This is a genomic window from Enterobacter chuandaensis, assembly GCF_039718975.1.
GTDB classification, from domain to species: Bacteria; Pseudomonadota; Gammaproteobacteria; order Enterobacterales; family Enterobacteriaceae; genus Enterobacter; species Enterobacter chuandaensis.
Genome location: NZ_CP097173.1, coordinates 473,524 through 498,813, shown reverse-complemented (window position 1 = coordinate 498,813; position 25,290 = coordinate 473,524). Strand labels below are relative to the sequence as shown.

General features: G+C 56.6%; 20 protein-coding genes and 3 tRNA genes. 5 read left to right on the top strand and 18 right to left on the bottom strand.

Going from position 1 to position 25,290, the window contains the following annotated elements; all coding sequences use genetic code 11:
• Positions 1-117: 117 nt before the first annotated feature.
• Positions 118-1,392 carry an MFS transporter gene (locus MX657_RS02475; protein WP_119917132.1) on the top strand — a complete coding sequence of 425 codons (1,275 nt, stop codon included), beginning with the start codon at positions 118-120 and terminating at the stop codon, positions 1,390-1,392.
• A gap of 93 nt (positions 1,393-1,485) precedes the next feature.
• On the opposite strand, the gene rlmB is transcribed toward MX657_RS02475, so the two are convergent.
• The 14 genes from rlmB to nnr form a co-directional block, all read right to left on the bottom strand.
• Positions 1,486-2,220, bottom strand: a complete 735-nt coding sequence (gene rlmB / locus MX657_RS02470; RefSeq protein WP_010427468.1) for a 23S rRNA (guanosine(2251)-2'-O)-methyltransferase RlmB — start codon at positions 2,218-2,220, stop codon at positions 1,486-1,488.
• 65 nt (positions 2,221-2,285) lie between these two features.
• On the bottom strand, positions 2,286-4,727 hold the full coding sequence (gene rnr, locus MX657_RS02465; RefSeq protein ID WP_080328794.1) for a ribonuclease R: 2,442 nt from the start codon (positions 4,725-4,727) through the stop codon (positions 2,286-2,288).
• A 38-nt stretch (positions 4,728-4,765) separates the two neighbouring features.
• The gene (gene nsrR / locus MX657_RS02460) at positions 4,766-5,191 is read right to left on the bottom strand and encodes a nitric oxide-sensing transcriptional repressor NsrR (RefSeq protein WP_014882230.1); all 426 of its coding nucleotides are present in this window, start codon (positions 5,189-5,191) and stop codon (positions 4,766-4,768) included.
• A gap of 192 nt (positions 5,192-5,383) precedes the next feature.
• The gene (locus tag MX657_RS02455) at positions 5,384-6,682 is read right to left on the bottom strand and encodes an adenylosuccinate synthase (protein WP_006178975.1); all 1,299 of its coding nucleotides are present in this window, start codon (positions 6,680-6,682) and stop codon (positions 5,384-5,386) included.
• Positions 6,683-6,786: 104 nt separating this feature from the next.
• Positions 6,787-6,984, bottom strand: coding sequence for a DUF2065 domain-containing protein (locus tag MX657_RS02450; RefSeq protein ID WP_003855996.1), 198 nt, complete (start codon positions 6,982-6,984; stop codon positions 6,787-6,789).
• Between the two features lie 71 nt (positions 6,985-7,055).
• Complete coding sequence (gene hflC, locus MX657_RS02445; protein ID WP_010427498.1) at positions 7,056-8,060, bottom strand: protease modulator HflC; 1,005 nt, start codon at positions 8,058-8,060, stop codon at positions 7,056-7,058.
• Positions 8,061-8,062: 2 nt separating this feature from the next.
• Positions 8,063-9,322 (bottom strand): FtsH protease activity modulator HflK, encoded by a 1,260-nt coding sequence (gene hflK / locus MX657_RS02440; protein ID WP_080328793.1) that lies wholly within the window; start codon positions 9,320-9,322, stop codon positions 8,063-8,065.
• A 56-nt stretch (positions 9,323-9,378) separates the two neighbouring features.
• Positions 9,379-10,659 (bottom strand): ribosome rescue GTPase HflX, encoded by a 1,281-nt coding sequence (hflX, locus tag MX657_RS02435; protein ID WP_346807177.1) that lies wholly within the window; start codon positions 10,657-10,659, stop codon positions 9,379-9,381.
• A gap of 74 nt (positions 10,660-10,733) precedes the next feature.
• Entirely contained in the window at positions 10,734-11,045 is a 312-nt protein-coding gene (gene hfq, locus MX657_RS02430; RefSeq protein ID WP_008502919.1) for an RNA chaperone Hfq, read from the bottom strand.
• An 85-nt stretch (positions 11,046-11,130) separates the two neighbouring features.
• Entirely contained in the window at positions 11,131-12,081 is a 951-nt protein-coding gene (gene miaA / locus MX657_RS02425) for a tRNA (adenosine(37)-N6)-dimethylallyltransferase MiaA (RefSeq protein ID WP_080328792.1), read from the bottom strand.
• Positions 12,074-13,918, bottom strand: coding sequence for a DNA mismatch repair endonuclease MutL (mutL, locus tag MX657_RS02420; protein ID WP_346807176.1), 1,845 nt, complete (start codon positions 13,916-13,918; stop codon positions 12,074-12,076). Before mutL ends, miaA begins: the two co-directional genes overlap by 8 nt.
• Before the next feature lie 9 nt (positions 13,919-13,927).
• On the bottom strand, positions 13,928-15,265 hold the full coding sequence (amiB, locus tag MX657_RS02415; protein WP_346807175.1) for an N-acetylmuramoyl-L-alanine amidase AmiB: 1,338 nt from the start codon (positions 15,263-15,265) through the stop codon (positions 13,928-13,930).
• A 16-nt stretch (positions 15,266-15,281) separates the two neighbouring features.
• Positions 15,282-15,743: a tRNA (adenosine(37)-N6)-threonylcarbamoyltransferase complex ATPase subunit type 1 TsaE gene (gene tsaE / locus MX657_RS02410; RefSeq protein ID WP_028015250.1), complete on the bottom strand. Its 462-nt coding sequence runs from the start codon at positions 15,741-15,743 to the stop codon at positions 15,282-15,284.
• Positions 15,736-17,259, bottom strand: coding sequence for a bifunctional ADP-dependent NAD(P)H-hydrate dehydratase/NAD(P)H-hydrate epimerase (gene nnr / locus MX657_RS02405; RefSeq protein WP_346807174.1), 1,524 nt, complete (start codon positions 17,257-17,259; stop codon positions 15,736-15,738). Before nnr ends, tsaE begins: the two co-directional genes overlap by 8 nt.
• Here nnr and queG point away from each other — a divergent pair.
• Positions 17,258-18,397 carry a tRNA epoxyqueuosine(34) reductase QueG gene (gene queG, locus MX657_RS02400; RefSeq protein ID WP_217479360.1) on the top strand — a complete coding sequence of 380 codons (1,140 nt, stop codon included), beginning with the start codon at positions 17,258-17,260 and terminating at the stop codon, positions 18,395-18,397. The two genes, nnr and queG, sit on opposite strands and share 2 nt — an antisense overlap.
• A gap of 270 nt (positions 18,398-18,667) precedes the next feature.
• Here the strand turns inward: queG and MX657_RS02395 are convergent.
• The 4 genes from MX657_RS02395 to orn all read right to left on the bottom strand — a co-directional run bounded on the left by MX657_RS02395 (position 18,668) and on the right by orn (position 19,709).
• Positions 18,668-18,743 (bottom strand) — tRNA-Gly (locus MX657_RS02395).
• A gap of 36 nt (positions 18,744-18,779) precedes the next feature.
• A tRNA-Gly gene (locus tag MX657_RS02390) sits at positions 18,780-18,855 on the bottom strand.
• A 36-nt stretch (positions 18,856-18,891) separates the two neighbouring features.
• Positions 18,892-18,967: transfer RNA gene (locus MX657_RS02385), tRNA-Gly, on the bottom strand.
• 196 nt (positions 18,968-19,163) lie between these two features.
• On the bottom strand, positions 19,164-19,709 hold the full coding sequence (gene orn / locus MX657_RS02380) for an oligoribonuclease (RefSeq protein ID WP_028015247.1): 546 nt from the start codon (positions 19,707-19,709) through the stop codon (positions 19,164-19,166).
• A gap of 107 nt (positions 19,710-19,816) precedes the next feature.
• Between orn and rsgA the strand changes: the two genes are divergently transcribed.
• The 3 genes from rsgA to mscM all read left to right on the top strand — a co-directional run bounded on the left by rsgA (position 19,817) and on the right by mscM (position 25,278).
• On the top strand, positions 19,817-20,869 hold the full coding sequence (rsgA, locus tag MX657_RS02375) for a small ribosomal subunit biogenesis GTPase RsgA (protein ID WP_032666746.1): 1,053 nt from the start codon (positions 19,817-19,819) through the stop codon (positions 20,867-20,869).
• A gap of 97 nt (positions 20,870-20,966) precedes the next feature.
• On the top strand, positions 20,967-21,935 hold the full coding sequence (gene asd, locus MX657_RS02370) for an archaetidylserine decarboxylase (RefSeq protein ID WP_080328787.1): 969 nt from the start codon (positions 20,967-20,969) through the stop codon (positions 21,933-21,935).
• A 19-nt stretch (positions 21,936-21,954) separates the two neighbouring features.
• Positions 21,955-25,278 (top strand): miniconductance mechanosensitive channel MscM, encoded by a 3,324-nt coding sequence (gene mscM, locus MX657_RS02365; RefSeq protein ID WP_346807171.1) that lies wholly within the window; start codon positions 21,955-21,957, stop codon positions 25,276-25,278.
• The last annotated feature ends 12 nt before the right edge of the window (positions 25,279-25,290 follow it).

The following is a 25,290-nucleotide window of genomic DNA, read 5'->3' as shown; positions in this document are numbered from 1 at the left end:
GGACGACGATCGCATTGATATCATTCGTGAAATAGCTCACAGAACATAAGAATAAACTATTTCATTACTCCGCTTATGCTGAATAATTTATTCTTACCCCGTCTTTGTGAGGTCGTTATGCAACAGGATGCGCACAAGCGTGCATTAATTGCAGGCTCTATTGGTAACTTTATCGAGTGGTATGAGTTTGCGGTCTACGGTTTTCTGGCAACCGTGATTGCGAAAAACTTCTTCCAGCTTGAGGGGGAAGCGGCACTCACCAGCCTGATCCTCACCTGGGCCTCGTTCGCCATCGCCTTCTTCTTCCGCCCGCTTGGCGCGGTGGTCTTTGGCCGCATTGGTGACAGGATTGGCCGGAAGCCGACGCTGATCGTTGTGCTGGTGCTGATGACGCTCGCCACCACGGCCATCGGCATCGTGCCCGTCTACGCCACCATCGGCATTGCCGCGCCGCTGATGATTACGCTGCTGCGCATCCTGCAGGGGCTTTTCGCGGGGGGCGAGTACGGCGGAGCCGTCTCACTGATGACGGAATTCGCCCCGCGCGGCAAGCGCGGGCTGTACGGCGCGTGGCAATCCTTTACCGTGGCGCTCGGGCTGTTAGCGGGCGCTGGCATTGTGGCGCTGCTCTCCGCCCTCCTCACGCCTGAAGCCCTGCACGACTGGGGCTGGCGCATTCCGTTCTTCCTTGCGCTGCCGATGGGCGCGGTGGCGCTATGGCTACGGGTGAGTATGGAAGAGACGCCAAGCTTTGTGCAGCAGAAGGAAAAACCGGTTATTGCTCAGGCCAGTACATCCGCCACGCTCAAAATCATCCTGATGGGCATTGGCCGCGTGATGGTCTGGTCCGCGGCGGGTTATACCTACCTCGTGATCATGCCGACCTATCTGCAGTCGGCGCTGCATACCGGGTTTAACCAGGCGCTGCTGATCGCGGTGATTTCTAACCTTGGTTTTGCGCTCACCATCATTCCATCGGGCATACTGAGCGACAGGATCGGGCGGCGCACGGTGATGATCATCGCCACCGCGCTGCTGCTGGTCCTTGCCCTGCCGCTGCTGAAAATTTTGCAGGCGGAGTCCAGCGCGCTGGCGGTGAAGGCGATTGTGGTGTTGATTGCGGGCGGTCTGGTGGGGATGCTCGCAGGGCCGGGGCCGGCAATGCTGTCTGAGATGTTCCCGACGCGCGTGCGCTATACGGGGCTTGGGCTGGCCTATTCTCTGTCGAACGCGATTTTCTCGGGCTGCGCGGGATTGATTATTACCGGGCTGATTAAAGAGACGGGCAATCTGGATATTCCGGCGTACTACGTGATGGCAACGGCGGTAGTGAGTATTTTCGCGCTGATGACGCTGAGGAAGGATGACCATTTGCGGTCGCTGGAGGAGTGAGGCTGTCACCGTCTGGTGCCCTCACCACCCCGACCCTATCCCACGGGGAGAGGGAGAAAACACTAAAGGCCGTCCTGTGGACGGCCTTGCTGTTTATTCTCCCCGCTGACGCACCGCTTCAAACAGGCAGATACCCGTCGCAACGGAAACGTTCAGGGACGAGACGCTGCCCGCCATCGGGATGCTGATCAGCTCGTCGCAGTGCTCGCGGGTCAGACGACGCATGCCTTCGCCTTCCGCCCCCATCACCAGCGCCAGACGGCCGGTCATTTTGCTCTGATAAAGGGTATGATCCGCTTCACCGGCGGTGCCGACGATCCAGATGTTCTCTTCCTGCAGCAGACGCATGGTGCGCGCCAGGTTGGTCACGCGGATCAGCGGAACGTTTTCCGCCGCGCCGCAGGCCACTTTCTTCGCCGTCGCGTTCAGCTGCGCGGAGCGGTCTTTCGGCACGATCACCGCATGCACGCCCGCCGCATCGGCGCTACGCAGGCACGCGCCGAGGTTATGCGGATCGGTGACGCCATCCAGGATCAGGAAGAACGGATTATCCAGCTCGGCAATCAGATCCGGGAGATCGTTCTCCTGATACTGACGACCCGGCTTCACGCGGGCAATGATCCCCTGGTGAACCGCACCTTCGCTTTTCTCATCCAGGAACTGGCGATTTGCCAGCTGGATCACCACGCCCTGCGCTTCCAGCGCGTGGATCAGCGGCATCAGACGCTTATCTTCACGCCCTTTCAGAATAAACACTTCCTGAAAACGCTCCGGTGCGCGCTCGAGAAGGGCCTGCACCGCGTGGATGCCGTAAATCATTTCACTCATTGATGGTTCTCGTAATAAGTATTTCCCCTCTCCCGGTTGGGGAGAGGGTCAGGGTGAGGGGAGAATTACTCCGCCTGCTTTTTCTTGGCTGCGCGCTTCGCTTTTGTTGCGGCAGCAATTTTTTGCGTCTTCGCGGAAGGCTTTTTCGCTGAGCGAGCCTCTTTCTTCGCCGCCTTTGGCTTCTGCTTCTTCTCGCCGCGGAACGCGCTGTCCGGCTCGAAGTTTACCTTTTTGCCCGCCTGGCGACGTTTACCGCTCGCTTTGCCGTTTCCGCCTTTTTTCGCCCTTTCACGCTCGGTTTTACCCACGTTACGCGGCGCGCGCTCGCTGGAGATCAGGCTGAAGTCGATTTTACGGTCGTCCATATTCACGGCTTCCACCTTCACTTCCACGCGGTCGCCCAGACGGTAGGTCTGGCCGCCAGACTCGCCAATCAGGCGCTGGCCAACCTGATCGAAGCGGTAGTAGTCGTTATCCAGGCTGGAGACGTGCACCAGACCGTCAATGAACAGCTCGTCCAGACGAACGAAGAAACCAAAGCCGGTCACGCTGGCAATCACGCCCTTAAAGACGTTGCCCACCTGGTCCAGCATAAAGTCACACTTCAGCCAGTCCGCTACGTCTCGCGTGGCTTCATCAGCACGGCGCTCGGTCATGGAGCAGTGCTGACCCAGCTGCAGCATCTCTTCCATCGAGTAGTGATAGCCGCCGGTTTCGGTGGTGTTCCCTTTATGACCCTGCTCCTGCGCCAGCAGATACTTGATCGCGCGGTGCAGTGACAGATCCGGATAGCGACGGATCGGCGAGGTAAAGTGCGCGTAAGACTGCAGCGCCAGGCCGAAGTGGCCCCGGTTTTCCGGATCGTAAATCGCCTGCTTCATGGAGCGCAGCAGCATCGTCTGCAGCATTTCTGCGTCAGGACGATCGCTAATGGATTCCAGCAGCTCGGCGTAATCGCGCGGCTCAGGCTTATTGCCGCCCGGCAGCTCCAGACCGAGTTCAGCCAGCACAGAACGGAACGCGGTGATGGCTTCCGTAGACGGCTTATCGTGAATACGGAACAGCGCAGGCTCTTTCGCTTTCTCAACGAAACGCGCCGCCGAGATGTTCGCCAGGATCATACACTCTTCGATCAGCTTGTGCGCATCATTACGCTGGGTCTGCTCGATACGTTCAATACGACGCTCGGCGTTGAAGATGAACTTCGCTTCTTCACTCTCAAACGAGATCCCGCCGCGCTCTTCGCGCGCCTGATCCAGCGTTTTATAGAGGTTATGTAGCTCTTCAATATGTTTGACCAGCGGCGCATATTGCTCACGAAGATCCTGATCGCCCTGCAGCATATGCCAGACCTTGGTGTAGGTCAGACGCGCGTGAGAGCTCATCACCGCTTCGTAGAATTTGTAGCCCGTTAAGCGCCCTTTGTTGGAGATGGTCATCTCACAAACCATACAGAGACGGTCAACCTGCGGGTTCAGGGAGCACAGGCCGTTGGAGAGCACTTCCGGCAGCATCGGTATTACCTGAGACGGGAAGTAAACCGAGGTACCACGGCTGCGCGCCTCGTTATCCAGCGGCGTATGCGGGCGAACGTAATAGCTGACATCCGCGATCGCGACCCACAGACGCCAGCCGCCACCGCGTTTTTTCTCGCAGTAGACGGCATCATCGAAGTCGCGGGCGTCTTCACCATCGATCGTTACCAGCGGCAGATCGCGGAGATCCACACGGCCCGCTTTAGATTCTTCAGGCACCTCTTCGCGGAGGCCGGAAATTTGTTCTTCAACCGCTTTCGGCCAGACGTAAGGAATTTCATGCGTGCGCAGCGCCATATCAACGGCCATGCCGGTGCCCATGTTGTCGCCCAGCACTTCGACGATTTTTCCGACCGCTTTGGTGCGACGGGTTGGGCGCTGGGTGAGTTCCACTACCACCACGAAGCCCATGCGCGCGCCCATCACCTCTTCAGGCGGGATGAGGATGTCGAAGCTCAGGCGGCTGTCGTCCGGCACCACGAAGCCCACGCCCGCATCGGTAAAGTAGCGGCCCACAATCTGGCTGGTTTTCGGCACCAGCACGCGAACCACGCGCGCTTCGCGGCGGCCCTTACGGTCAGCACCCAGCGGCTGCGCCAGGATCTGGTCGCCGTGGATACACATCTTCATCTGTTCAGATGAAAGGTACAGGTCGTCTTTACGGCCTTCCACGCGCAGGAAGCCGAAGCCGTCACGGTGACCAATAACGGTCCCTTTCAGCAGATCGAGGCGTTCTGGCAGCGCGTAGCACTGGCGGCGGGTAAAGACCAGCTGCCCGTCACGCTCCATCGCGCGCAGGCGGCGGCGAAGGGCTTCAATTTGCTCTTCGCCTTCAATGTTTAATTCAACGGCAAGTTCTTCACGATTGGCGGGTTTTTCGCGTTTTGTTAAGTGTTCAATGATGAACTCGCGGCTGGGAATAGGATTCGCGTATTTTTCGGCTTCGCGTTCCTGGAAAGGATCGTGTGACATGTCGGTTCCTCCGTTGTCAGCTCCGGTGGAAATTTTCTTCATTCCACCAGCAATAATTTATAAAGCGGTTGATTCTCTTCAACCAAATCGGCCAGCGTGTAGTTATCCAGTTCCTTGAGAAAACTTTGCACGGCCTTAGAAAGCGCCTGTTTCAGGCGACAAGCGGGCGTGATGTGGCAGAACTCGCTGCTGCAGTTCACCAGAGACAACGGCTCCAGCTCACGTACCACATCCCCGATACGAATACTCTGTGCCGGTTTACCAAGACGGATCCCTCCATTCTTCCCGCGGACGGCAGCAACGTATCCGGCACGGCTAAGTTGATTGATTATTTTGACCATATGATTACGGGACACACCGTACACCTCTGTCACTTCAGAGATACTGGTCATCTTCCCATCGGGTAACGACGCCATGTAAATCAGCGCGCGTAAGCCGTAATCGGTGAAACTTGTTAACTGCACATCAACCTCAGGAAAAAGGGAAAACGCGGTTTAACCGCAGAGATATTCATTAATGATGATAAACCAGCCAGATAGTTAGCGGCTAATTTATTTGACAGACGGGGCGAAAAAGCGGAGATCCAGGAGCGGTCGCCGGATGGCGCTACGCTTATCCGGCCTGCGGGTTTCCCCGCAGGCCGGCAGTCACGAAGATTATGCGTCGAACGGGTCGCGCAGGATCATCGTTTCAGTACGATCCGGGCCGGTAGAAATAATATCGATCGGCACTTCGGTCAGTTCTTCAATACGCTTGATGTAATCCAGCGCCGCCTGTGGCAGGCCGCTACGCTCTTTCACACCGAAGGTAGTCTCAGACCAGCCCGGCATGGTTTCGTAGATTGGCTCAATGCCTTCCCAGTCGTCAGCAGCCAGCGGAGTGGTGGTCACTTCGCGACCATCTGGCATACGGTAGCCTACGCAGATTTTCACTTCTTTCAGGCCGTCCAGCACGTCCAGCTTGGTCAGGCAGAAGCCAGACAGGGAGTTGATCTGCACTGCGCGACGCACGGCAACCGCATCCAGCCAGCCGGTACGACGACGACGACCGGTGGTCGCGCCGAACTCGTTACCCTGCTTGCACAGGAACTCGCCGGTTTCATCAAACAGCTCGGTCGGGAATGGACCTGCACCCACGCGAGTGGAGTATGCTTTGATGATGCCCAGAACGTAATCCACATAACGCGGGCCCAGGCCGGAGCCCGTTGCCACGCCACCAGCGGTGGTGTTAGAGGAGGTGACGTACGGATAGGTACCGTGGTCGATATCCAGCAGCGTCCCCTGCGCACCTTCGAACATGACGAAATCGCCACGCTTGCGCGCCTGGTCCAGCAGATCGGACACATCAACAACCATACCGGTCAGAATGTCTGCAATCGCCATGACGTCATCCAGCACTTTCTGGTAGTCAACAGCGTCAGCTTTGTAGAAGTTCACCAGCTGGAAGTTGTGATATTCCATCACTTCTTTCAGTTTTTCAGCGAAGGTCGCTTTGTCGAAGAGATCGCCGACGCGCAGACCGCGACGTGCAACTTTATCTTCGTAAGCCGGGCCGATACCACGACCGGTGGTGCCGATCGCTTTCGCACCACGCGCTTTTTCACGCGCGACGTCCAGCGCCACGTGATAATCCAGGATCAGCGGGCAGGCTTCGGAGAGCAGCAGACGCTCACGAACAGGGATACCACGGTCTTCCAGACCTTTCATCTCTTTCATCAGCGCAGCTGGAGACAGCACAACGCCGTTACCGATGATACTGGTGACGTTTTCGCGAAGAATGCCTGATGGAATAAGATGGAGGACGGTTTTTTCACCGTTGATTACGAGAGTATGGCCTGCGTTGTGACCGCCCTGGTAGCGTACAACATATTTAGCCCGTTCAGTCAGAAGATCAACAATCTTCCCTTTACCTTCGTCACCCCATTGGGTGCCCAGTACGACGACGTTGTTACCCATTTTTTTCAAAATCACCGTTTGCTTAAAAATGGATTCTACCATCGCTTTTTCAGATATACAGCACTTTTTGACCTCAAAATACGCCGATTGCGCCTACTTTTTGATCAGCCAATCGTTTTCCTCAACATGTAGTAGATAACGATACCTGCAACCACAAGACCGCCGCCAAAACGACGCAAAATATTATCCGGCAGTTGGCTCATCGTGGCGATCATGCGACGCCAGGCGCGCGGATAGAGCATCGGTCCGAGACCTTCCAGCACCAGAACCAGGGCCAGTGCGAGCCAGATCGTTGAATTCATTTTTAATCCTTATAAAAGAAAACCACCGCTCCGTTGGGAGCGGTGGTTTGAATACTCAAACGAGCCTGAGTTTATCGCGTTGCGTTAGTCGGCGTCTTCATATAACGGAAGAAATCGCTGTCCGGGCTGAGCACCATCACATCCTGGTTGCTCTGGAAGCTATTCTCGTAAGCACGCAGGCTACGGATAAAGGCGTAGAAGTCTGGATCCTGGCTGAACGCATCGGCGAACAGCTTCGCGGCTTCCGCATCGCCTTCACCACGCAGAATACGGCCCTGACGCTCAGACTCTGCGAGAGTCTTGGTCACTTCGTAGTCCGCTGCGGCGCGCAGTTTTTCAGCCTCTTCCTGACCCTGTGAACGGTGACGACGGGCTACCGCTTCACGCTCGGCGCGCATACGGTTGTAAATCGCCTCGGACACTTCCGCTGGCAGGTTGATCTGCTTAATACGCACGTCAACCACTTCGATACCCAGCGCAGCCATACTGTTCGGGTTGATCACCGGCACTTTACCGTTGGTTTCAGCCTGAACGCGCTCAGCCGCTTTAGCAATCGCGTCATCTGCTGCTGGCGTTTCCACTTCGTCTTCGGTGCCCGCTGTACCGGAGTTCAGCGCATCGCGCACTTCCAGAGTCAGACGACCGCGGGAGTCGGTCACGATGTCTTTCACATCCAGACGGCCAATTTCAGAACGCAGACGGTCAGAGAACTTACGTTTCAGCAGCACTTCCGCCTGAGAAACGTCACCGCCGCCCGTTGCCAGGAAGTAGCGGCTGAAATCGCTGATGCGCCATTTGATGTAAGAATCAACGATCAGGTCTTTCTTCTCTTTGGTCACGAAACGGTCAGCCTGGTTATCCATGGTCTGGATACGCGCATCCAGCGTTTTCACAGACTGAATGAACGGCACCTTGAAGTGCAGGCCCGGCTCGTAAATCACCGGACGTTTGTCGCCATCACGCACGACGCTGCTGAACTGGAACTTGATCCCACGCTCGCCCTCTTTCACCACAAAGATCGAGGTATACAGCACGACCAGTACGATGACGATGATCGCAATAACTGACTTACGCATCCTTATTCCCCCTGACGCTGGTAGTCGTTACGCTGCGCGTTAGCACGGCGTTGGTCCATAATGTCACCATCGTTCGAAGAAGGCGTTGTGTTCGCGCTTGAGCTGCCTGATGAGGCTGGCGGCAGACGCAGCAGGTTGTTGGCACCGCTGGTGTCTTTCGCTGCCGGTGCAGAACCGCCTTTCAGCATCTGATCCAGCGGCAGAACCATCAGGTTTCCACCTTTGTTGTCGTTAACCAGCACTTTGCGGGTGTGGCTCAGCACTTTTTCCATGGTCTCGATATAGAGACGCTCGCGGGTAATTTCCGGAGCCGCTTTATATTCCGGCAGGATCTTCGCGAAGCGAGCCACTTCACCCTGTGCTTCCAGGATGGTTTGCGTCTTATACGCGCGAGCTTCTTCCAGAATACGCTGCGCCTGACCGTTAGCACGCGGCTGAACTTCGTTGGTGTACGCTTCTGCCTCACGGATGTACTGCTGTTCGTTTTCACGGGCTGCAATCGCATCGTCAAATGCGGCTTTCACCTCTTCCGGCGGACGTGCGGCCTGGAAGTTGACGTCCAGCAGGGTGATACCCATGTTGTACGGACGAATGGTCTCTTCCAGCTCGCGCTGGGTATCGCTACGAATAACGGTACGACCTTCAGTCAGGATACGATCCATGGTGTATTTACCGATCACACCGCGCAGGGCGCTGTCGGTCGCCTGACGCAGGCTGTCATCGGCGCTGGTCACGCTAAACAGATAACGCTCAGGATCGGTCACGCGGTACTGCACGTTCATCTCAACGCGCACCACGTTTTCGTCAGAGGTCAGCATTACGCCGGATGCCGCCAGTTCACGGACGGACTCCACGTTGACCGCAGTCACATCGTCAATGAAGGTCGGTTTCCAGTTCAGGCCCGGCTCAACCAGATGGCTGAACTTGCCGAAACGGGTAACCACGCCGCGTTCTGCTTCTTTAATGGTGTAGAACCCGCTGGCTGCCCAGATGATTACCACCGCAGCGGCCACAATGCCCACTACGCGGCCACCCATTGGCGGGCGTGGACTCTGAGTAGAATTACCACCCGAGCCAGAACCTTTTCCTCCGCCAAGCCCACCAAGCTTTTTGCTCAGCTTGCGGAAGATATCATCCAGATCCGGCGGCCCCTGCTCGCGACCACCTTTGTTGCCATTTCCCCCAGAGTTGCCGCCTTGATTATTGCTGCTTCCCCACGGGTCGCGGTCTTGTCCGTTATTACCGGGCTGATTCCACGCCATGTATATGCTCCATATTTGTTATGCAAGGGCGAATTATTCAGGCTTCCCCTTTCTGATCAGACGATATAGTCCGCCAGCGCAGGTTCTTGTTTACAGAGGCGACGCCAGTCAACGATCGGCATACGCACCTGCATCCCCACGCTGCCGTCATCCTCCATCCACTCTTTTTCTATCGCCTGAAGCTGATAAAACCGGCTGCGCAGCCTGCCTTCCTGTGGCGGCAGTCGCAGCGTGTGCTGAGCTACCTCACCGGAAAGACGTTCTGTCAAAGCCTGGAAAAGCAGTGGCACACCAATACCGGCCTGAGCAGAAAGCCAGACCCGAATCGGTTTGTTCTCTTCATCACGGTCGATACGCGGTTCAAAATCGTCCAGCATATCGATTTTATTCATTACCAACAGCGTTGGGATCTCGTGGGCGTCGATCTCTTCAAGCACCACGTTCACCGCGTCGATGTTCTCCTGCACGCGTACGTCAGCCGCATCAATCACGTGCAGCAGCAGGGTCGCCTGACGGGTCTCCTGCAACGTCGCTTTAAACGCCGCGACCAGATCGTGCGGCAAATGACGGATAAACCCTACGGTATCCGCCAGGACTGTTTCGCCGACGTCAGCAACGTCAATACGACGCAGCGTTGGGTCCAGGGTCGCAAACAGCTGGTCTGCGGCATACACATGGGCCTCGGTTATCTGGTTAAACAGGGTAGATTTACCGGCGTTGGTATAGCCCACCAGCGACACCGTTGGGATGTCGGCTTTGGTTCGCGCCCGACGCCCCTGTTCACGCTGTTTCTCTACACGTTCCAGACGTGAGAGGATCTGGGTAATACGGCCACGCAGCAAACGGCGGTCGGTTTCGAGCTGGGTTTCACCCGGACCGCGCAAACCAATCCCGCCTTTTTGTCTTTCAAGGTGGGTCCAGCCACGCACCAGACGCGTCGCCAGATGGCGCAACTGCGCCAGCTCAACCTGCAGTTTCCCTTCATGGGTACGGGCACGCTGAGCAAAAATATCTAAAATCAATCCCGTGCGATCGATCACACGGCATTCGCAGAGAGCTTCCAGGTTGCGCTCCTGGGCTGGAGACAGCGCATGATCAAACAACACGACTGACGCGCCGGTTGCTTTTACGGCATCCGCAATTTCTACTGCTTTACCTTCACCAACAAAATACTTTGGGTGCGGCGCTTTACGGCTACCGGTAATCACCTGCATTGCTTCGACACCGGCGGAAGAGACCAGGGATTCAAACTCCTGGAGGTCTTCCATATCTTTGTCTTGCGAAAAATAGATGTGTACCAGCACCGCCTGCTCACCGGCATCATAACGGTCAAACAAGCGTAAACCTCTCTAAAAAGATCAGCGGGGAACGCAGGATCCCTGGCTCCCCGTGTGGATAACAGCCCGAAACCTTATTCGGTTTCGTCGCTGTCCTGCGCTGGCGTTGAAGAACCCTGCGCGTTGCTGCCATGATGGTAGTTACTGCCAGTGCCGCCGCCAGCGTTATTGCTGTGATGAGATACCGGACGGGACGGAACAACAGTAGAGATAGCGTGCTTGTAGACCATCTGGCTGACCGTGTTTTTCAACAGGATCACGAACTGATCGAAAGACTCAATCTGACCTTGCAGCTTAATACCATTCACCAAATAAATAGAAACTGGAACACGTTCCCGACGCAATGCGTTCAGGAACGGATCTTGTAAAGATTGCCCCTTAGCCATTCTATCTTTTCCTTATATGCTTGTTTTGTACTTAGAACCTTGCGATTCTGAAAAATTGCGCACGATACGTCTCAATTGTACACATTCAGTGAGCGATATCACCAACAACCTCAATCACGTCGTTTAACGCCTGTTGCGGTTTTTCACTGTCTAACCAGTGAACCCCCTCCCAACCGCGCAACCAGGTGATCTGGCGCTTCGCTAACTGTCTCGTGGCGCAAACACCTCGATAAACCATTTCATCGTATGAAATCTCGCCTTCAAGATACGACCACATCTGGCGGTATCCCACACAACGAACGGAAGGCATATCCGTATGCAAATCTCCACGGGCAAATAGCGCCCGCACTTCTGCTTCAAAATCTGAAGCCAACATCTGATGAAAACGCTGCTCAATTCGTTGATGGAGCAGTTCACGGCTCGCCGGGGCGATGGCGAACTGATGCACCTGATACGGCAGAGCGTCTCCTGACGTTTGCGTCAGTTCCGTTAAAGTTTTACCCGAAATGAAAAAAACTTCCAGTGCCCGGGAAAGCCTTTGCGGATCATTTGGATGGATTCGCGCTGCGGCAACCGGGTCAATTTCCGCCAGTTGCTGATGCAATACGTCCCATCCCTGCTCTGCCGCCTGCTGCTCAATCTTTGCTCTCACTTCAGGGTCCGCGGAAGGTAAGGGTGACAATCCTTCGAGCAGCGCCTTGAAGTAGAGCATGGTTCCGCCAACCAGCAGCGGTATACGCCCCGCGGCGGTGATCTCGGCCATCTCAGCTAAGGCATCCCGGCGGAAATCCGCTGCGGAGTAAGCCTCTGCCGGGTCGAGAATATCCAGCAAACGGTGCGGCGCTGCACGCAGTTCTTCTGCGTCTGGCTTTGCCGTACCGATGTCCATCCCCCGATAGATGAGGGCTGAATCCACACTAATCAACTCTACAGGCAAAACTTTACGTAACTCAATGGCTAACGCTGTTTTGCCGGAGGCCGTCGGGCCCATTAAAAAAATTGCCTTTGGCAGGCTCGCCTTGCTTACGTCAGTCATGGTTCAGGGCGGTCATCGCCGTTTTTAAATCAACAGGTTGTAATAACCCACCCGGCGGCGCTTTCACCAGCTGTGGGCAGAGGCGTTCCACCTCCGCCAGCACGGTAATTGCCTGCGCCATACTCCACGGTGAATGTTCGCTGGCCAGATGGCGGGCGATCCACTGCGCGATGTTGGCGGCCTCAAACGATGTTTGCTGCGCCAGGTAGCCTATCAGTTCAGGAATCAAGTTTTGTAAATTTTGTTGGCGTAAGGGTAAAGGCACTGCACGAATTGTCACATGTTGGGGTTCAAGCACAATTTCAATGCCCATTTGCGCCAGCTGGGCCTCGGCACGCTGCAATACTCTTGTTTCTTCAGCGGATATTTTCAGGCGAACCGGAATCAATAGCGGCTGCGCACAGGCCGCATTTTCCCCCGGCGTCAGTTGCGCCTGCTTGAGCCAGCGTTCGGCAACCGGCAGCGCCAGAAGCATCACTTTACCGTCACGCTCAAGCAGTGCCATATCCGGGGCGATAACCGTCAGCACCCGGCCAAAACTCTGGCTATGACCGTCAAGGGAAGGTGCTGGTGCCGGAAGGTGCTCTTTACGCTCAACGGCTGGCGTGTCCAGCAATTTGCGGTATAACGCCCCTTGCTGCTTTTGATAGCCAGGTTGAGCGTTCGGGTAGTTCGCTCCCGTCGGACGAGGCGCGGCTCCTGCAGAGGAGAAACGCGGGGCTTCCGGTTCACGCGCCACGGCAGGCTCCGCAAAATGGTTGCGGCCAGCAGCGACACGGTTTTCCGGAAGCGGACGCGGTGCAGGAGCGTCACTTTCCAGCGGCAGCGTTGGCTCTGCCTGCTGCTGTAACACGGCGGCCACGCCCTGATAAATGAAGTCGTGAACCAGACGCGACTGATGGAACCGCACCTCATGCTTGGCAGGATGGACGTTGACATCCACCTGATGCGGGTCGATTTCCAGATAAAGGACGAAAGCAGGCTGCTGATCGGCACCAAGCTTGTCTTCGCAGGCCTGGCGAATGGCGTGATTAATCAGGCGGTCGCGCATCATGCGGCCGTTCACATAGCAGTACTGAATTTCAGCGAACGCCGCGCTGCTGGCATTCGGATCGGCCACCCAGCCACGTAAAGCCAGATCGCCGTGCTGCCACTCGATAGCCAGCGCCTGCTCCAGGAACGGCGTCCCGCAGATAGCCCCCAAACGGCGCTCTTTCTGTCCACCTTCTGCCACCGCGCGATACTGGCGCATCACCTTGCCGTTATGGCTGAGGTTAATGGTGACATCGAAACGGGCCAGCGCGATACGGCGAATAATCTCATCGATATGGCCGAACTCGGTCTTCTCGGTACGCATAAACTTGCGGCGGGCGGGAGTATTGTAGAACAGGTCCAGAACTTCCAGCGTGGTACCGACAGGGTGCGCCGCGGGCTTGACCGTGACGTCCATATCGCGTCCTTCGGCGTAGGCCTGCCAGGCTTCCTGCTGCTCGGCCGTGCGGGAGGTCAGCGTCAAACGGGAAACGGAGCTGATACTGGCCAGCGCTTCCCCGCGAAACCCAAGGCTGATAATCGCCTCCAGATCGTCCAGCGAAGCAATTTTACTGGTGGCATGACGCGCCAGCGCCAGCGCCAGCTCGTCTTTCTTAATGCCACAGCCGTTGTCACGAATGCGGATAAGCTTTGCGCCGCCGCGTTCGATATCAATATCGATGCGGGAGGCCCCCGCATCGAGGCTGTTTTCCACCAGCTCCTTCACCACCGACGCAGGGCGTTCCACCACCTCACCGGCGGCGATTTGGTTCGCGAGCTGCGGCGGTAGAACCTGAATCGGCATGAATTCTCCTTAATTAGTCGCGGTCATTTCACCCGGCAGCGCGGCGCTTGCCGTCTGGGCTGCCCCGCCCTGCGGCGCAGACTGAAGCGGGTGCGCGTCAAAGTATTTACGCAGACCGTTATAAATCGCTTCGGCAATTTGCTGCTGATAGCTGTCGCTGCCCAGCAGACGCTCTTCACTGTTATTGCTGATAAAGCCGGTCTCCACCAGAATTGACGGAATATCCGGCGAGCGCAGAACGCCCAGGCTCGCATGTTCAGGGCGGCGCTTATGCAATGCCCCGATGCCCTGCAGCTGGTTCAATACGTTAGTGGCGACATCATACCCGACGCGCTGAGAATGACCGAACTGTAAATCCAGCACCGCCTGGCTGAGGTACGGGTCAGACTGGCTGTTTGCCAGCACATCGCCCGCGCCGCCTAACAGTTCAGACTGTTTCTCATGCTCTTCCAGCCAGTTGGCCATTTCACTGTTCGCGCGACGGTTCGAGAGTACCCACACCGACGCGCCCGTTGCGTTACGGTTAGGCGCAGCATCCGCGTGGATGGAAACCAGGAAGTTCGCATTCTGCTTACGCGCGACGTCCGAACGCCCCATCACCGAAATGAAGTAATCCCCGTCGCGGGTCAACACGCCTTTAAACATAGGGTCGTCATTGAGCAGCGTACGCAGCTTACGGGCTATGGCGATAGTGACATTTTTCTCTCGTGTCCCCCCAGGACCAATCGCACCTGGGTCCTGTCCACCGTGACCTGCATCGATGGCGATAATTACCTTGTCGCCGCTGACCGCGCGGCGCGCGCTGGCTGCCGGACGCGTCACCGTATTGCTGCTGGTTGCCGCAGTCATGCGATCGTTCTGCGATTTAAACGGGTTACGCGCAGGTTCCGAGGGGCGCGGCGTATACACTGGTTCTTCCACACGTTTCGCCACAACCGGTGGCGGTGGAGGCGGCGGCGGAACGTCGGCATTGATGGTGAAGACCACCGTATAGTTCGCCCCGTTTTGCTGCTTCACCGCCTTCGTTTTGCCCTTTTCGGTCAGATCGACCACCAGGCGCAGTGACTGGCTGTCCTGCGGCGTACCCGAGCGGATCCTTTTCACCAGATTATTTCCGCTGAACTGCAGCGGTAACCCCTGGATCACGCCTGTCTGTTTGATATCCAGCGCCACGCTGTGGCTGTCCGGTTGTGAAAACGCGTATTCAGGGTCACCCATAAAGCTGAGGGTGATCCGGGCCTGGCTTTCGCCGTTTGACACCTGAATATCCGAAAGGCTTGCCGCTCCGGCCTGCGCGCACAGCAGCACCGTCGCAGCCAACACCCAACCTTTAACGCGACTAATCATCCCGTCATCCCTACTCTTAACCGGCGAGACGCGCCAGTAAGGAACACCCTGATGAGGAAACCGCACTGATGCGAGCCTCACGCCCTTGAGCCTGGTAATCTAAGTGAATTTCGACATCCGGGTCAGGCAGCACACCCGCACCTTGTTGCGGCCACTCCACCAGGCAGATGGCGTCGTTGGCAAAATAATCACGGATCCCCATAAATTCCAGCTCCTCAGGATCCGCAAGACGATATAAATCAAAGTGGTACACCATAAGATTATCGAGGGTGTACGGCTCGACCAGCGTGTAGGTGGGGCTTTTCACGTTCCCGTTGTGCCCTAACGCCTGCAAAAAACCCCGGCTGAAGGTGGTTTTACCCGCACCTAAATCACCATACAGATAAATGACGGTTGCCCCCTGACAGGCCTGCGCCACGCGCTTGCCGAGATCTAAAGTGGCTTGTTCATCAGGTAAAGGAATCGCTCGATTAGTCATTTTCTACGTCAATCACATCCGGGTTAACAACACGCCGCAGCGTGCAAAAAAGATCGGTGGCCAGCATACCGCGCGTCCCCTCGCGTGCAGCCAGCCTGTCAGCTGCCTCACCGTGGGCCACGCAGCCCGCACAGGCTGCATCATAAAGGGGAAGTTTCTGTCCAAGCAATGCGCCGATGATGCCTGAAAGCACATCGCCCATGCCGCCGCTCGCCATGCCCGCATTTCCGGCATCAATAATGCCCTGCGTCTCGTCACTGGCGACAACGGTTCCTGCCCCTTTCAAAACGGCAACACCTCCGTAACGTTTTACCAGACGCTGAGCAGAAAGTAAGCGATCGCTTTCAATTTCTGCCACGCTGCAGTTGAGCAGGCGCGCGGCTTCGCCGGGGTGTGGCGTCAGAATGCGATTGTGACGCTTATCCGGATTTATTGCCAGAAGGTTAAGCGCGTCGGCATCCCACAGCATCGGTTTACGAAAATTCTCGACCTTTTGCAGGGCCTGTTTACCCCATGCCTGTTGCCCAAGCCCCGGACCAATGACCACCACATCCGCCCATTCCAGGCTTTCTTCCAGCGTCTGGGGCGTAAGCTCATGGACCATCAGTTCCGGTCGGGCTGTGATTATTGGCGCAATATTCTCGATGCGAGTAAGCACTCGCACTAATCCGGCGCCGCTGCGCAATGCCGCTTCACCGGTCATACGAATCGCACCTGCCGTACCGTGGTCGCCACCAATAATCACCAGCCTGCCGTGATCGCCCTTATGGGAGGTTGGGCGGCGCGGCGGCAGCCACTCTTTTAGCTGCGAGGAATCAAAGCGCGACAGAAGCGTTTCCTGCCCAACGAGCCAGCTCTCCAGCCCCAGCGCGTTATGGTGCAACACGCCGACCACATCCCGCGCTTTTCCGGTTAACAGACCCGGCTTCAGGGCGATAAAGGTCACCGTGTGAGCAGCATGAATCACCGCCCCCGGCGTCGCGCCGGTCTGCGCGATCAGGCCCGACGAAATGTCCAGCGCGACTACCGGCGCGGAGTGCCCGTTAGCGCGTTCAATAAGCGCGGCGATGTTCTCGCGAGGCGCGCTGCGTAGCCCGGTGCCCAGCAGACCATCAACAATCAGATCAACATCTTCCGGCCAGACGCTATCAGGCGCGTGAATCACGCCGCCTGCGTTCAGCCATGCCTCCCGCGCCGCGCTAGCCTCTTCCGGCAGCGGTTTATCGCTCTCCAGGGCCAGAAGCGTAACGCGGATACCTGCCGCAACCGCGAGACGCGCCATAGCGTAGCCGTCACCGCCGTTATTGCCGTGACCGCACAGAATCAGCCAGTGAGCGGCCTGCGGGTAGGCGCTGCGGGCAACGTTAAACGCGGCCTCACCCGCGCGGAGCATCAGTTCATAAAGGGTGATCCCGAGGCTGTCTGCGGCCTCTTTTTCGGCGCGCCGGAGGTCATCCGCATGCCAGATGGAATGTGGTATACTTGCGGGGTTTTTCTTCACCGTATGGTCCGTCATGTCACAGCCCCTCGATCTCAATGAATTAGCGCAAAAAATAAAACAGTGGGGTGCTGAACTTGGCTTCCAGAAGGTAGGCATTACCGATACCGACCTCTCTGCCAGCGAGCCAAAACTGCAGGCCTGGCTGGACAAACAATACCACGGCGAAATGGAGTGGATGGCGCGTCACGGCATGATGCGCGCCCGTCCTCACGAGCTTTTGCCGGGCACATTACGCGTTATCAGCGTGCGCATGAACTACCTGCCTGCCAACGCGGCCTTCGCGCGCACGCTAAAAAATCCCTCTTTGGGTTACGTCAGCCGGTACGCGCTGGGGCGTGATTACCATAAGCTTCTGCGTAACCGTCTAAAAAAACTTGGGGAAACTATTCAGCAGCACTGTGTTTCGCTGAATTTTAGACCCTTTGTCGATTCCGCGCCTATTCTTGAGCGCCCGATCGCCGAAAAAGCCGGGCTTGGCTGGACAGGTAAGCACTCACTTATCCTGAGCCGCGACGCCGGATCGTTCTTCTTCCTGGGTGAACTGCTGATTGATTTACCCCTGCCGGTAGACGGCCCGGTGGAGGAAGGCTGTGGCCGCTGCGTGGCCTGCATGACCATCTGCCCGACGGGCGCCATTGTTGAGCCTTACACCGTCGATGCACGTCGCTGTATCTCCTACCTCACCATCGAGCTCGAAGGAGCGATCCCGGAAGAGTTTCGACCGCTTATCGGCAACCGGATCTACGGCTGCGACGACTGCCAGCTGATTTGCCCGTGGAACCGCTATTCCCAGTTGACGGACGAAGAGGACTTCAGCCCGCGTAAGGCGCTGCATGCGCCACAGCTTATTGAGCTGTTCGCCTGGAGCGAAGCCTGGTTCCTGAAGGTGACGGAAGGTTCAGCTATTCGCCGTATCGGTCATCTGCGCTGGCTGCGTAATGTCGCCGTCGCGCTGGGTAATGCCCCGTGGGATGTAGCGAATATTCAGGCGCTGGAAAGCCGTAGAGGTGAGCACCCACTTCTCGACGAGCATATTGAATGGGCGATTGCGCAGCAAATTGAGAAGCGCAATGCCTGCGTGGTCGAGGTGCAGCTTCCTAAGAAACAGCGGCTGGTCAGGGTCATCGAGAAAGGGCTTACGCGAGATGCGTGATATATTCACAGCCTGTGAATAAAAATAAAAACTCAAGCGCCATCTGGGCTTGAGAAGAGGTCAAGTGATCTCGATAACATTTTGAAATGAAATTTTATCCAGTCAATACAGTATCTTGTGAAGATATCATTCACCCTGCTAACTTTCTGTACGGTTTGGGTAAAGCGAGAATTCTGTGGATAACTCTGTTTACAAGAGTATTTCAGATGCAATAGAAAACGTCCCCAGCACGTCTTTTCGCTGTGGATATTTTAGAGATGAAGAAGAATTTGGAGCGGGAAACGAGACTCGAACTCGCGACCCCGACCTTGGCAAGGTCGTGCTCTACCAACTGAGCTATTCCCGCTTGGGTGGTCCGTGCTTAAGAAGCACTTTCAAATTTTGGAGCGGGAAACGAGACTCGAACTCGCGACCCCGACCTTGGCAAGGTCGTGCTCTACCAACTGAGCTATTCCCGCTTGGGCAGTCTGTGCTGTGGAAGCACTTTCAAATTTTGGAGCGGGAAACGAGACTCGAACTCGCGACCCCGACCTTGGCAAGGTCGTGCTCTACCAACTGAGCTATTCCCGCAAATCTGTACTGCTTTTGTTGCTGTCGTAACGTGTAATTCTCTGTCGTTACGGGAGGCGCATTATACGAGAAATCCTTTTAGCTGCAACCCCCCTTAAAGCGATTTTTTCGAAATTCAGTTCAAATGCTTATTAAATCGGCAAGCTGAACAATTTAACGACAAAAACCCGGCCACGCAAGGCGCCGGATCTCAAAATCACAGCTTAATAAAGTTTTCGCGGTAGTACGCCAGCTCCGCCACAGACTCGCGAATGTCGTCCATCGCCTGGTGCGTACCCTGTTTTTTAAAGCCGTCCAGGATTTCAGGTTTCCATCGACGCGCCAGCTCTTTCAGGGTGCTCACGTCCAGATAGCGGTAATGGAAGTAAGACTCCAGCTCCGGCATATACTTAAACAGGAAACGACGATCCTGACCGATGCTGTTGCCGCAGATCGGCGATTTACCCGCCGGTACCCACTGCTTCAAAAATTCGAGCGTCGCCAGTTCCGCCTCGCGGTCACCCAGCGTGCTCGCCTTCACGCGCTCGACAAGGCCGCTGCCGGTGTGGGTACGCACATTCCACTCATCCATCAGCGCAAGCTGGTCGTCGGACTGATGCACTGCAATCGTTGGCCCTTCAGCCAGGATATTCAGGTTGGCATCGGTCACCAGGGTTGCAATCTCAATAATGCGATCGCGCTCGGGATCCAGCCCGGTCATTTCGAGATCGATCCAAATCAGGTTGTTTTCATCCGCGCTCATGTTATTTTCCACCCTTCTCGCATAACCAGCAGTAGCAGGTTAACTAGTATTAATTAGAGTGTATCATAGAGGTTTTGCCCCTTACGGGCGACCAGGAGCCAGTGCGATTGAGTAAAAATAAACTCTCCAAAGGGCAGCAGCGCCGCGTGAATGCCAATCACCAGCGCCGTCTTAAAACCACTTCGGAGAAGGTCGATTACGACGACAACCTGTTTGGCGAACCAACGGAAGGCGTAGTCATCAGCCGTTTCGGTATGCACGCTGACGTGGAATCTGCCGATGGCGAAATCCACCGCTGCAACATCCGCCGAACCATTCGTTCTCTGGTCACCGGCGACCGCGTCGTCTGGCGACCGGGTAAAGAGGCTGCAGAAGGCGTTACCGTTAAAGGTATTGTTGAAGCGGTCCATGAGCGTACGTCCGTGTTAACCCGTCCCGATTTTTACGACGGGGTGAAGCCGATTGCCGCCAACATTAACCAGATTGTCATTGTATCGGCGATTTTGCCCGAACTTTCGCTCAATATTATCGACCGATATCTCGTCGCCTGTGAAACGCTGCAGGTTGAACCGATTATCGTGCTGAACAAAATCGATCTGCTGGATGACGAAGGCATGGCTTTCGTTAATGAACAGATGGATATCTACCGCAAAATTGGTTATCGCGTGCTGATGGTGTCCAGCTACACCAAAGACGGACTGAAACCGCTGGAAGAGGCGCTTACCGATCGCATCAGCATCTTTGCGGGCCAGTCCGGCGTGGGGAAATCGAGCCTTCTGAACAACCTTCTCGGCCTCCAGCAGGAGATCCTCACCAACGATGTGTCTGACGTCTCGGGTCTGGGCCAGCACACCACTACCGCATCACGCCTGTATCACTTCCCTCACGGTGGCGATGTTATCGACTCTCCGGGCGTGCGTGAATTCGGTTTGTGGCATCTTGAGCCGGAACAAATCTTTAATGGATTTGTCGAATTCCATGATTATTTAGGCGCTTGCAAATACCGCGACTGCAAACACGATAACGATCCAGGCTGCGCTATCCGCGAAGCGGTTGAGAACGGTGAAATCGCGGAGACCCGCTTCGAGAATTATCACCGCATTCTTGAGAGCATGGATCAGGTAAAAACGCGTAAAAACTTTTCTGATTCTGATAACTGACAACTAAGCTAAGCATCGCTAAAATCGTCCCCTTTTTTCAGGTTCCGGCGGCTTAACGCCGGATCAGGAACGACAAAACAATGGCCTGGAGGCTACCTTGTTAAACGCATTTAAACTTTCGCTTCAATACATTCTGCCAAAACTGTGGCTCACTCGCCTGGCGGGCTGGGGCGCGAGCAAACGCGCGGGCTGGCTGACCAAACTGGTCATCGACCTTTTCGTGAAGTATTACAAGGTCGACATGAAAGAAGCGCAGAAGCCGGATACCGCCAGCTACCGCACGTTCAACGAATTTTTCGTGCGCCCGCTGCGCGACGAAGTGCGTCCGCTGAACACCGATCCTAACGTCCTGGTGATGCCAGCAGACGGCGTGATCAGCCAGCTGGGTAACATCGAAGACGACAAAATCCTGCAGGCGAAAGGCCATAACTACAGTCTGGAAGCGCTGCTGGCGGGCAACTACCTGATGGCAGACCTGTTCCGCAACGGTACCTTTGCCACCACCTATTTGTCACCGCGCGACTACCACCGTGTGCATATGCCATGTAACGGTATCCTGCGTGAGATGATCTACGTACCGGGCGATCTGTTCTCCGTGAACCACCTGACCGCGCAAAACGTACCGAACCTGTTTGCCCGTAACGAACGTGTCATCTGCCTGTTCGATACGGAATTCGGCCCGATGGCGCAGATCCTGGTGGGTGCGACCATTGTCGGCAGCATCGAAACCGTCTGGGCTGGCACCATCACCCCACCGCGTGAAGGCGTGATCAAGCGCTGGACCTGGCCTGCCGGTGAAGCGGAAGGCTCTGTCGCCCTGCTGAAAGGTCAGGAGATGGGTCGCTTCAAGCTGGGCTCTACCGTCATCAACCTGTTTGCGCCGGGCAAAGTGAAGCTGGCTGAACAGCTCGAAAGCCTGTCGGTCACTAAGCTTGGTCAGCCGCTGGCGGTCTCTACCGAAACCTTCGTGACGCCGGACGCAGAACCTGCTCCGCTGCCGCAAGAAGAGATCGACGCCGAGCACGATGCCAGCCCGCTGGTTGACGACAAAAAAGACGAAGGCTAACAACAGAAGGATCGCTGACGTGCGCCCGATTATCGTTCTACTGATGGCCTGGTGCCTCAGCATGGGGGCGTACGCAGCGACAGCCCCCGACGCCAAACAGATAACCCAGGAGCTGGAGCAGGCTAAAGCGGCCAAACCCGCACAGCCAGAGACCGTTGAGTCGCTCCAGTCCGCACTGAACGCGCTTGAGGAGCGGAAAGGCTCGCTTGAGCGCGCTCAGCAGTATCAGCAGGTTATCGACAACTTCCCTAAACTTTCGCAAACGCTGCGCACGCAGCTCGCTAATCTGCGCGATGAGCCGCGCGGTGTGCCCGCCGGCATGACCACCGACGCCCTGAATCAGGAAATCCTGCAGGTCAGCAGTCAGCTTCTGGAAAAGAGCCGCCTGGCTCAGCAGGAGCAGGAGCGTGCGCGTGAAATTGCCGATTCCCTCAGCCAGCTTCCGCAGCAGCAAACCGATGCCCGCCGCCAGCTTAATGACGTTGAGCGTCGCGTGGGTACGCAAAGCGGCAACACGCCGCAGGCTCAGGCGCAAAATCTGGGCCTGCAGGCTGAATCGGCGCGTCTGAAGGCCCTTGTGGATGAGCTGGAGCTGGCGCAGCTTTCCGCCAACAACCGCCAGGAGCTGGCGCGGATGCGCTCAGAACTCGCTCAGAAGCAGAGCGAGCAGCTGGATGCGTACCTTCAGGCCCTGCGTAATCAGCTTAACAGCCAGCGTCAGCTTGAAGCCGAGCGTGCCCTTGAAAGCACCGAACTGCTGGCGGAAAACAGCGCCAATCTGCCGGAAGGTATCGTCGATCAGTTTAAGGTCAACCGCGAGCTTTCTGCCGCCCTGAATCAGCAGGCGCAGCGTATGGATCTGGTTGCCTCACAGCAGCGTCAGGCGACGAATCAAACCCTGCAGGTGCGTCAGGCACTTAACACGCTGCGTGAGCAATCCCAGTGGCTCGGGTCATCAAACCTGTTGGGCGAAGCGTTACGCGCCCAGGTTTCTCGCCTGCCTGAAATGCCGAAGCCGCAACAGCTGGATACCGAAATGGCCCAGCTGCGCGTTCAGCGACTGCACTTTGAAGATCTTCTCAATAAGCAGCCGCAAATCCGCCAGATCCGTCAGGCTGACGGACAGCCGCTGACCAGCGAGCAAAACCGTATTCTGGAAGCCCAGCTGCGTACCCAGCGCGAACTGCTGAACTCACTGCTGCAGGGCGGCGATACGCTAATCCTTGAACTGACTAAGCTCAAGGTCTCCAACAGCCAGCTGGAAGATGCGCTGAAAGAGGTAAATGAGGCAACGCACCGTTATCTCTTCTGGACCTCCGACGTGCGTCCGATGACCTTCTCATGGCCGATTGATATTGTTCAGGATCTGCGCCGCCTGATTTCGCTGGACACCTTCAGCCAGCTCGGAAAGGCCAGCGTGATGATGCTGACCAGCAAAGAGACGATCTTCCCGCTGCTTGGCGCGTTGATCCTGGTCGGCTTCAGCATTTACTCGCGCAGACATTTCACCCGCTTCCTGGAGCGTTCCAGCGCACGGGTGGGGAAAGTCACCCAGGACCACTTCTGGCTGACGTTGCGCACCGTGTTCTGGTCGATTCTCGTCGCGTCCCCGCTACCGGTGCTGTGGATGACCCTCGGCTACGGCCTGCGGGAAGCGTGGCCCTATCCGCTCGCGGTTGCCATTGGTGATGGCGTCACCGCCACGGTGCCGCTGCTGTGGGTAGTGATGATTTGCGCGACGTTCGCGCGGCCCAACGGTCTGTTCATTGCCCACTTTGGCTGGCCGCGTAACCGCGTGGCGCGCGCCATGCGTTACTACCTGATGAGCATCGGGCTGATTGTACCGCTGATTATGGCGCTGATCATGTTTGATAATCTTAACGACCGGGAATTCTCAGGCTCGCTGGGACGCCTCTGCTTTATGCTAATCTGCGGCGCGCTGGCCATCGTCACGCTCAGCCTGAAACGCGCGGGGATACCGCTTTATCTTGATAAATCCGGCAGCGGCGACAACATGTTCAACCGGCTGCTCTGGAACCTGCTGCTGAGCGCCCCTCTGATTGCGATGCTGGCCGCGGCGGTGGGTTATCTGGCAACCTCGCAGGCGCTGCTGGCGCGACTGGAAACGTCAGTGGCGATCTGGTTCCTGCTTCTGGTGGTCTACCACGTAATCCGCCGCTGGATGCTGATTCAGCGCCGCCGCCTGGCCTTCGACCGCGCCAAGCATCGCCGGGCGGAGATCCTTGCCCAGCGCGCCCGGGGCGAGGAAGAGCCAACCCATGTCAACAGCACGGAAGGCACGATGGATGCCGACGAGGTCGAACTGGATCTGGATGCCATCAGTACCCAGTCTCTGCGCCTGGTGCGTTCCATCCTGATGCTGATTGCCCTGCTGTCGGTGATCTTCCTGTGGTCGGAAATTCATTCCGCGTTTGGCTTCCTGGAAAACATCTCTCTGTGGGACGTGACGTCCACGGTGCAGGGCGTTGAAAGCCTGGAGCCGATCACCTTAGGCGCGGTGCTGATTGCCATTCTGGTGCTGATCATCACCACCCAGCTGGTGCGTAACTTCCCGGCGCTGCTGGAGCTGGCGCTGCTGCAGCATCTGGATTTAACCCCCGGCACCGGATACGCCATTACGACCATCACGAAATACCTGATCCTGCTTTTTGGCGGGATGGTCGGGTTCTCAATGATTGGTATCGAGTGGTCTAAGCTGCAGTGGCTGGTTGCCGCGCTGACGTTCGGCCTTGGCTTTGGCATGCAGGAGATTTTCGCGAACTTTGTTTCCGGCCTGATCATTCTGTTTGAAAAACCGATTCGCATTGGCGATACGGTGACGATCCGCGATCTGACCGGGAGCGTAACGAAGATCAACACCCGCGCCACCACGATCAGTGACTGGGACCGTAAAGAGATCATCGTGCCGAACAAGGCATTTATTACCGAACAGTTTATCAACTGGTCGCTGTCGGACTCCGTTACGCGCGTGGTGCTGACGGTACCGGCTCCGTCGGATGCCAACAGTGAAGAGGTCACGCAGATCCTCTACACCGCTGCTGAACGCTGTACGCTGGTGCTCGATAACCCTGCGCCGGAAGTGTTCCTGGTTGATTTACAGCAGGGGATCCAGATTTTCGAACTGCGTATCTACGCCGCCGAAATGGGACACCGCATGCCGCTGCGCCATGAGATCCACCAGCTGATTCTGGCGGGCTTCCGCGAGCACGGTATTGATATGCCGTTCCCACCGTTCCAGATGCGTCTGGAAAGCATGGACGGACGTAAGATGGGTAAAACGCTGACGTCGGCGGCAAGATCGCGCCCGGCGGGAAGTCTGTAACCTTTCTCCCCT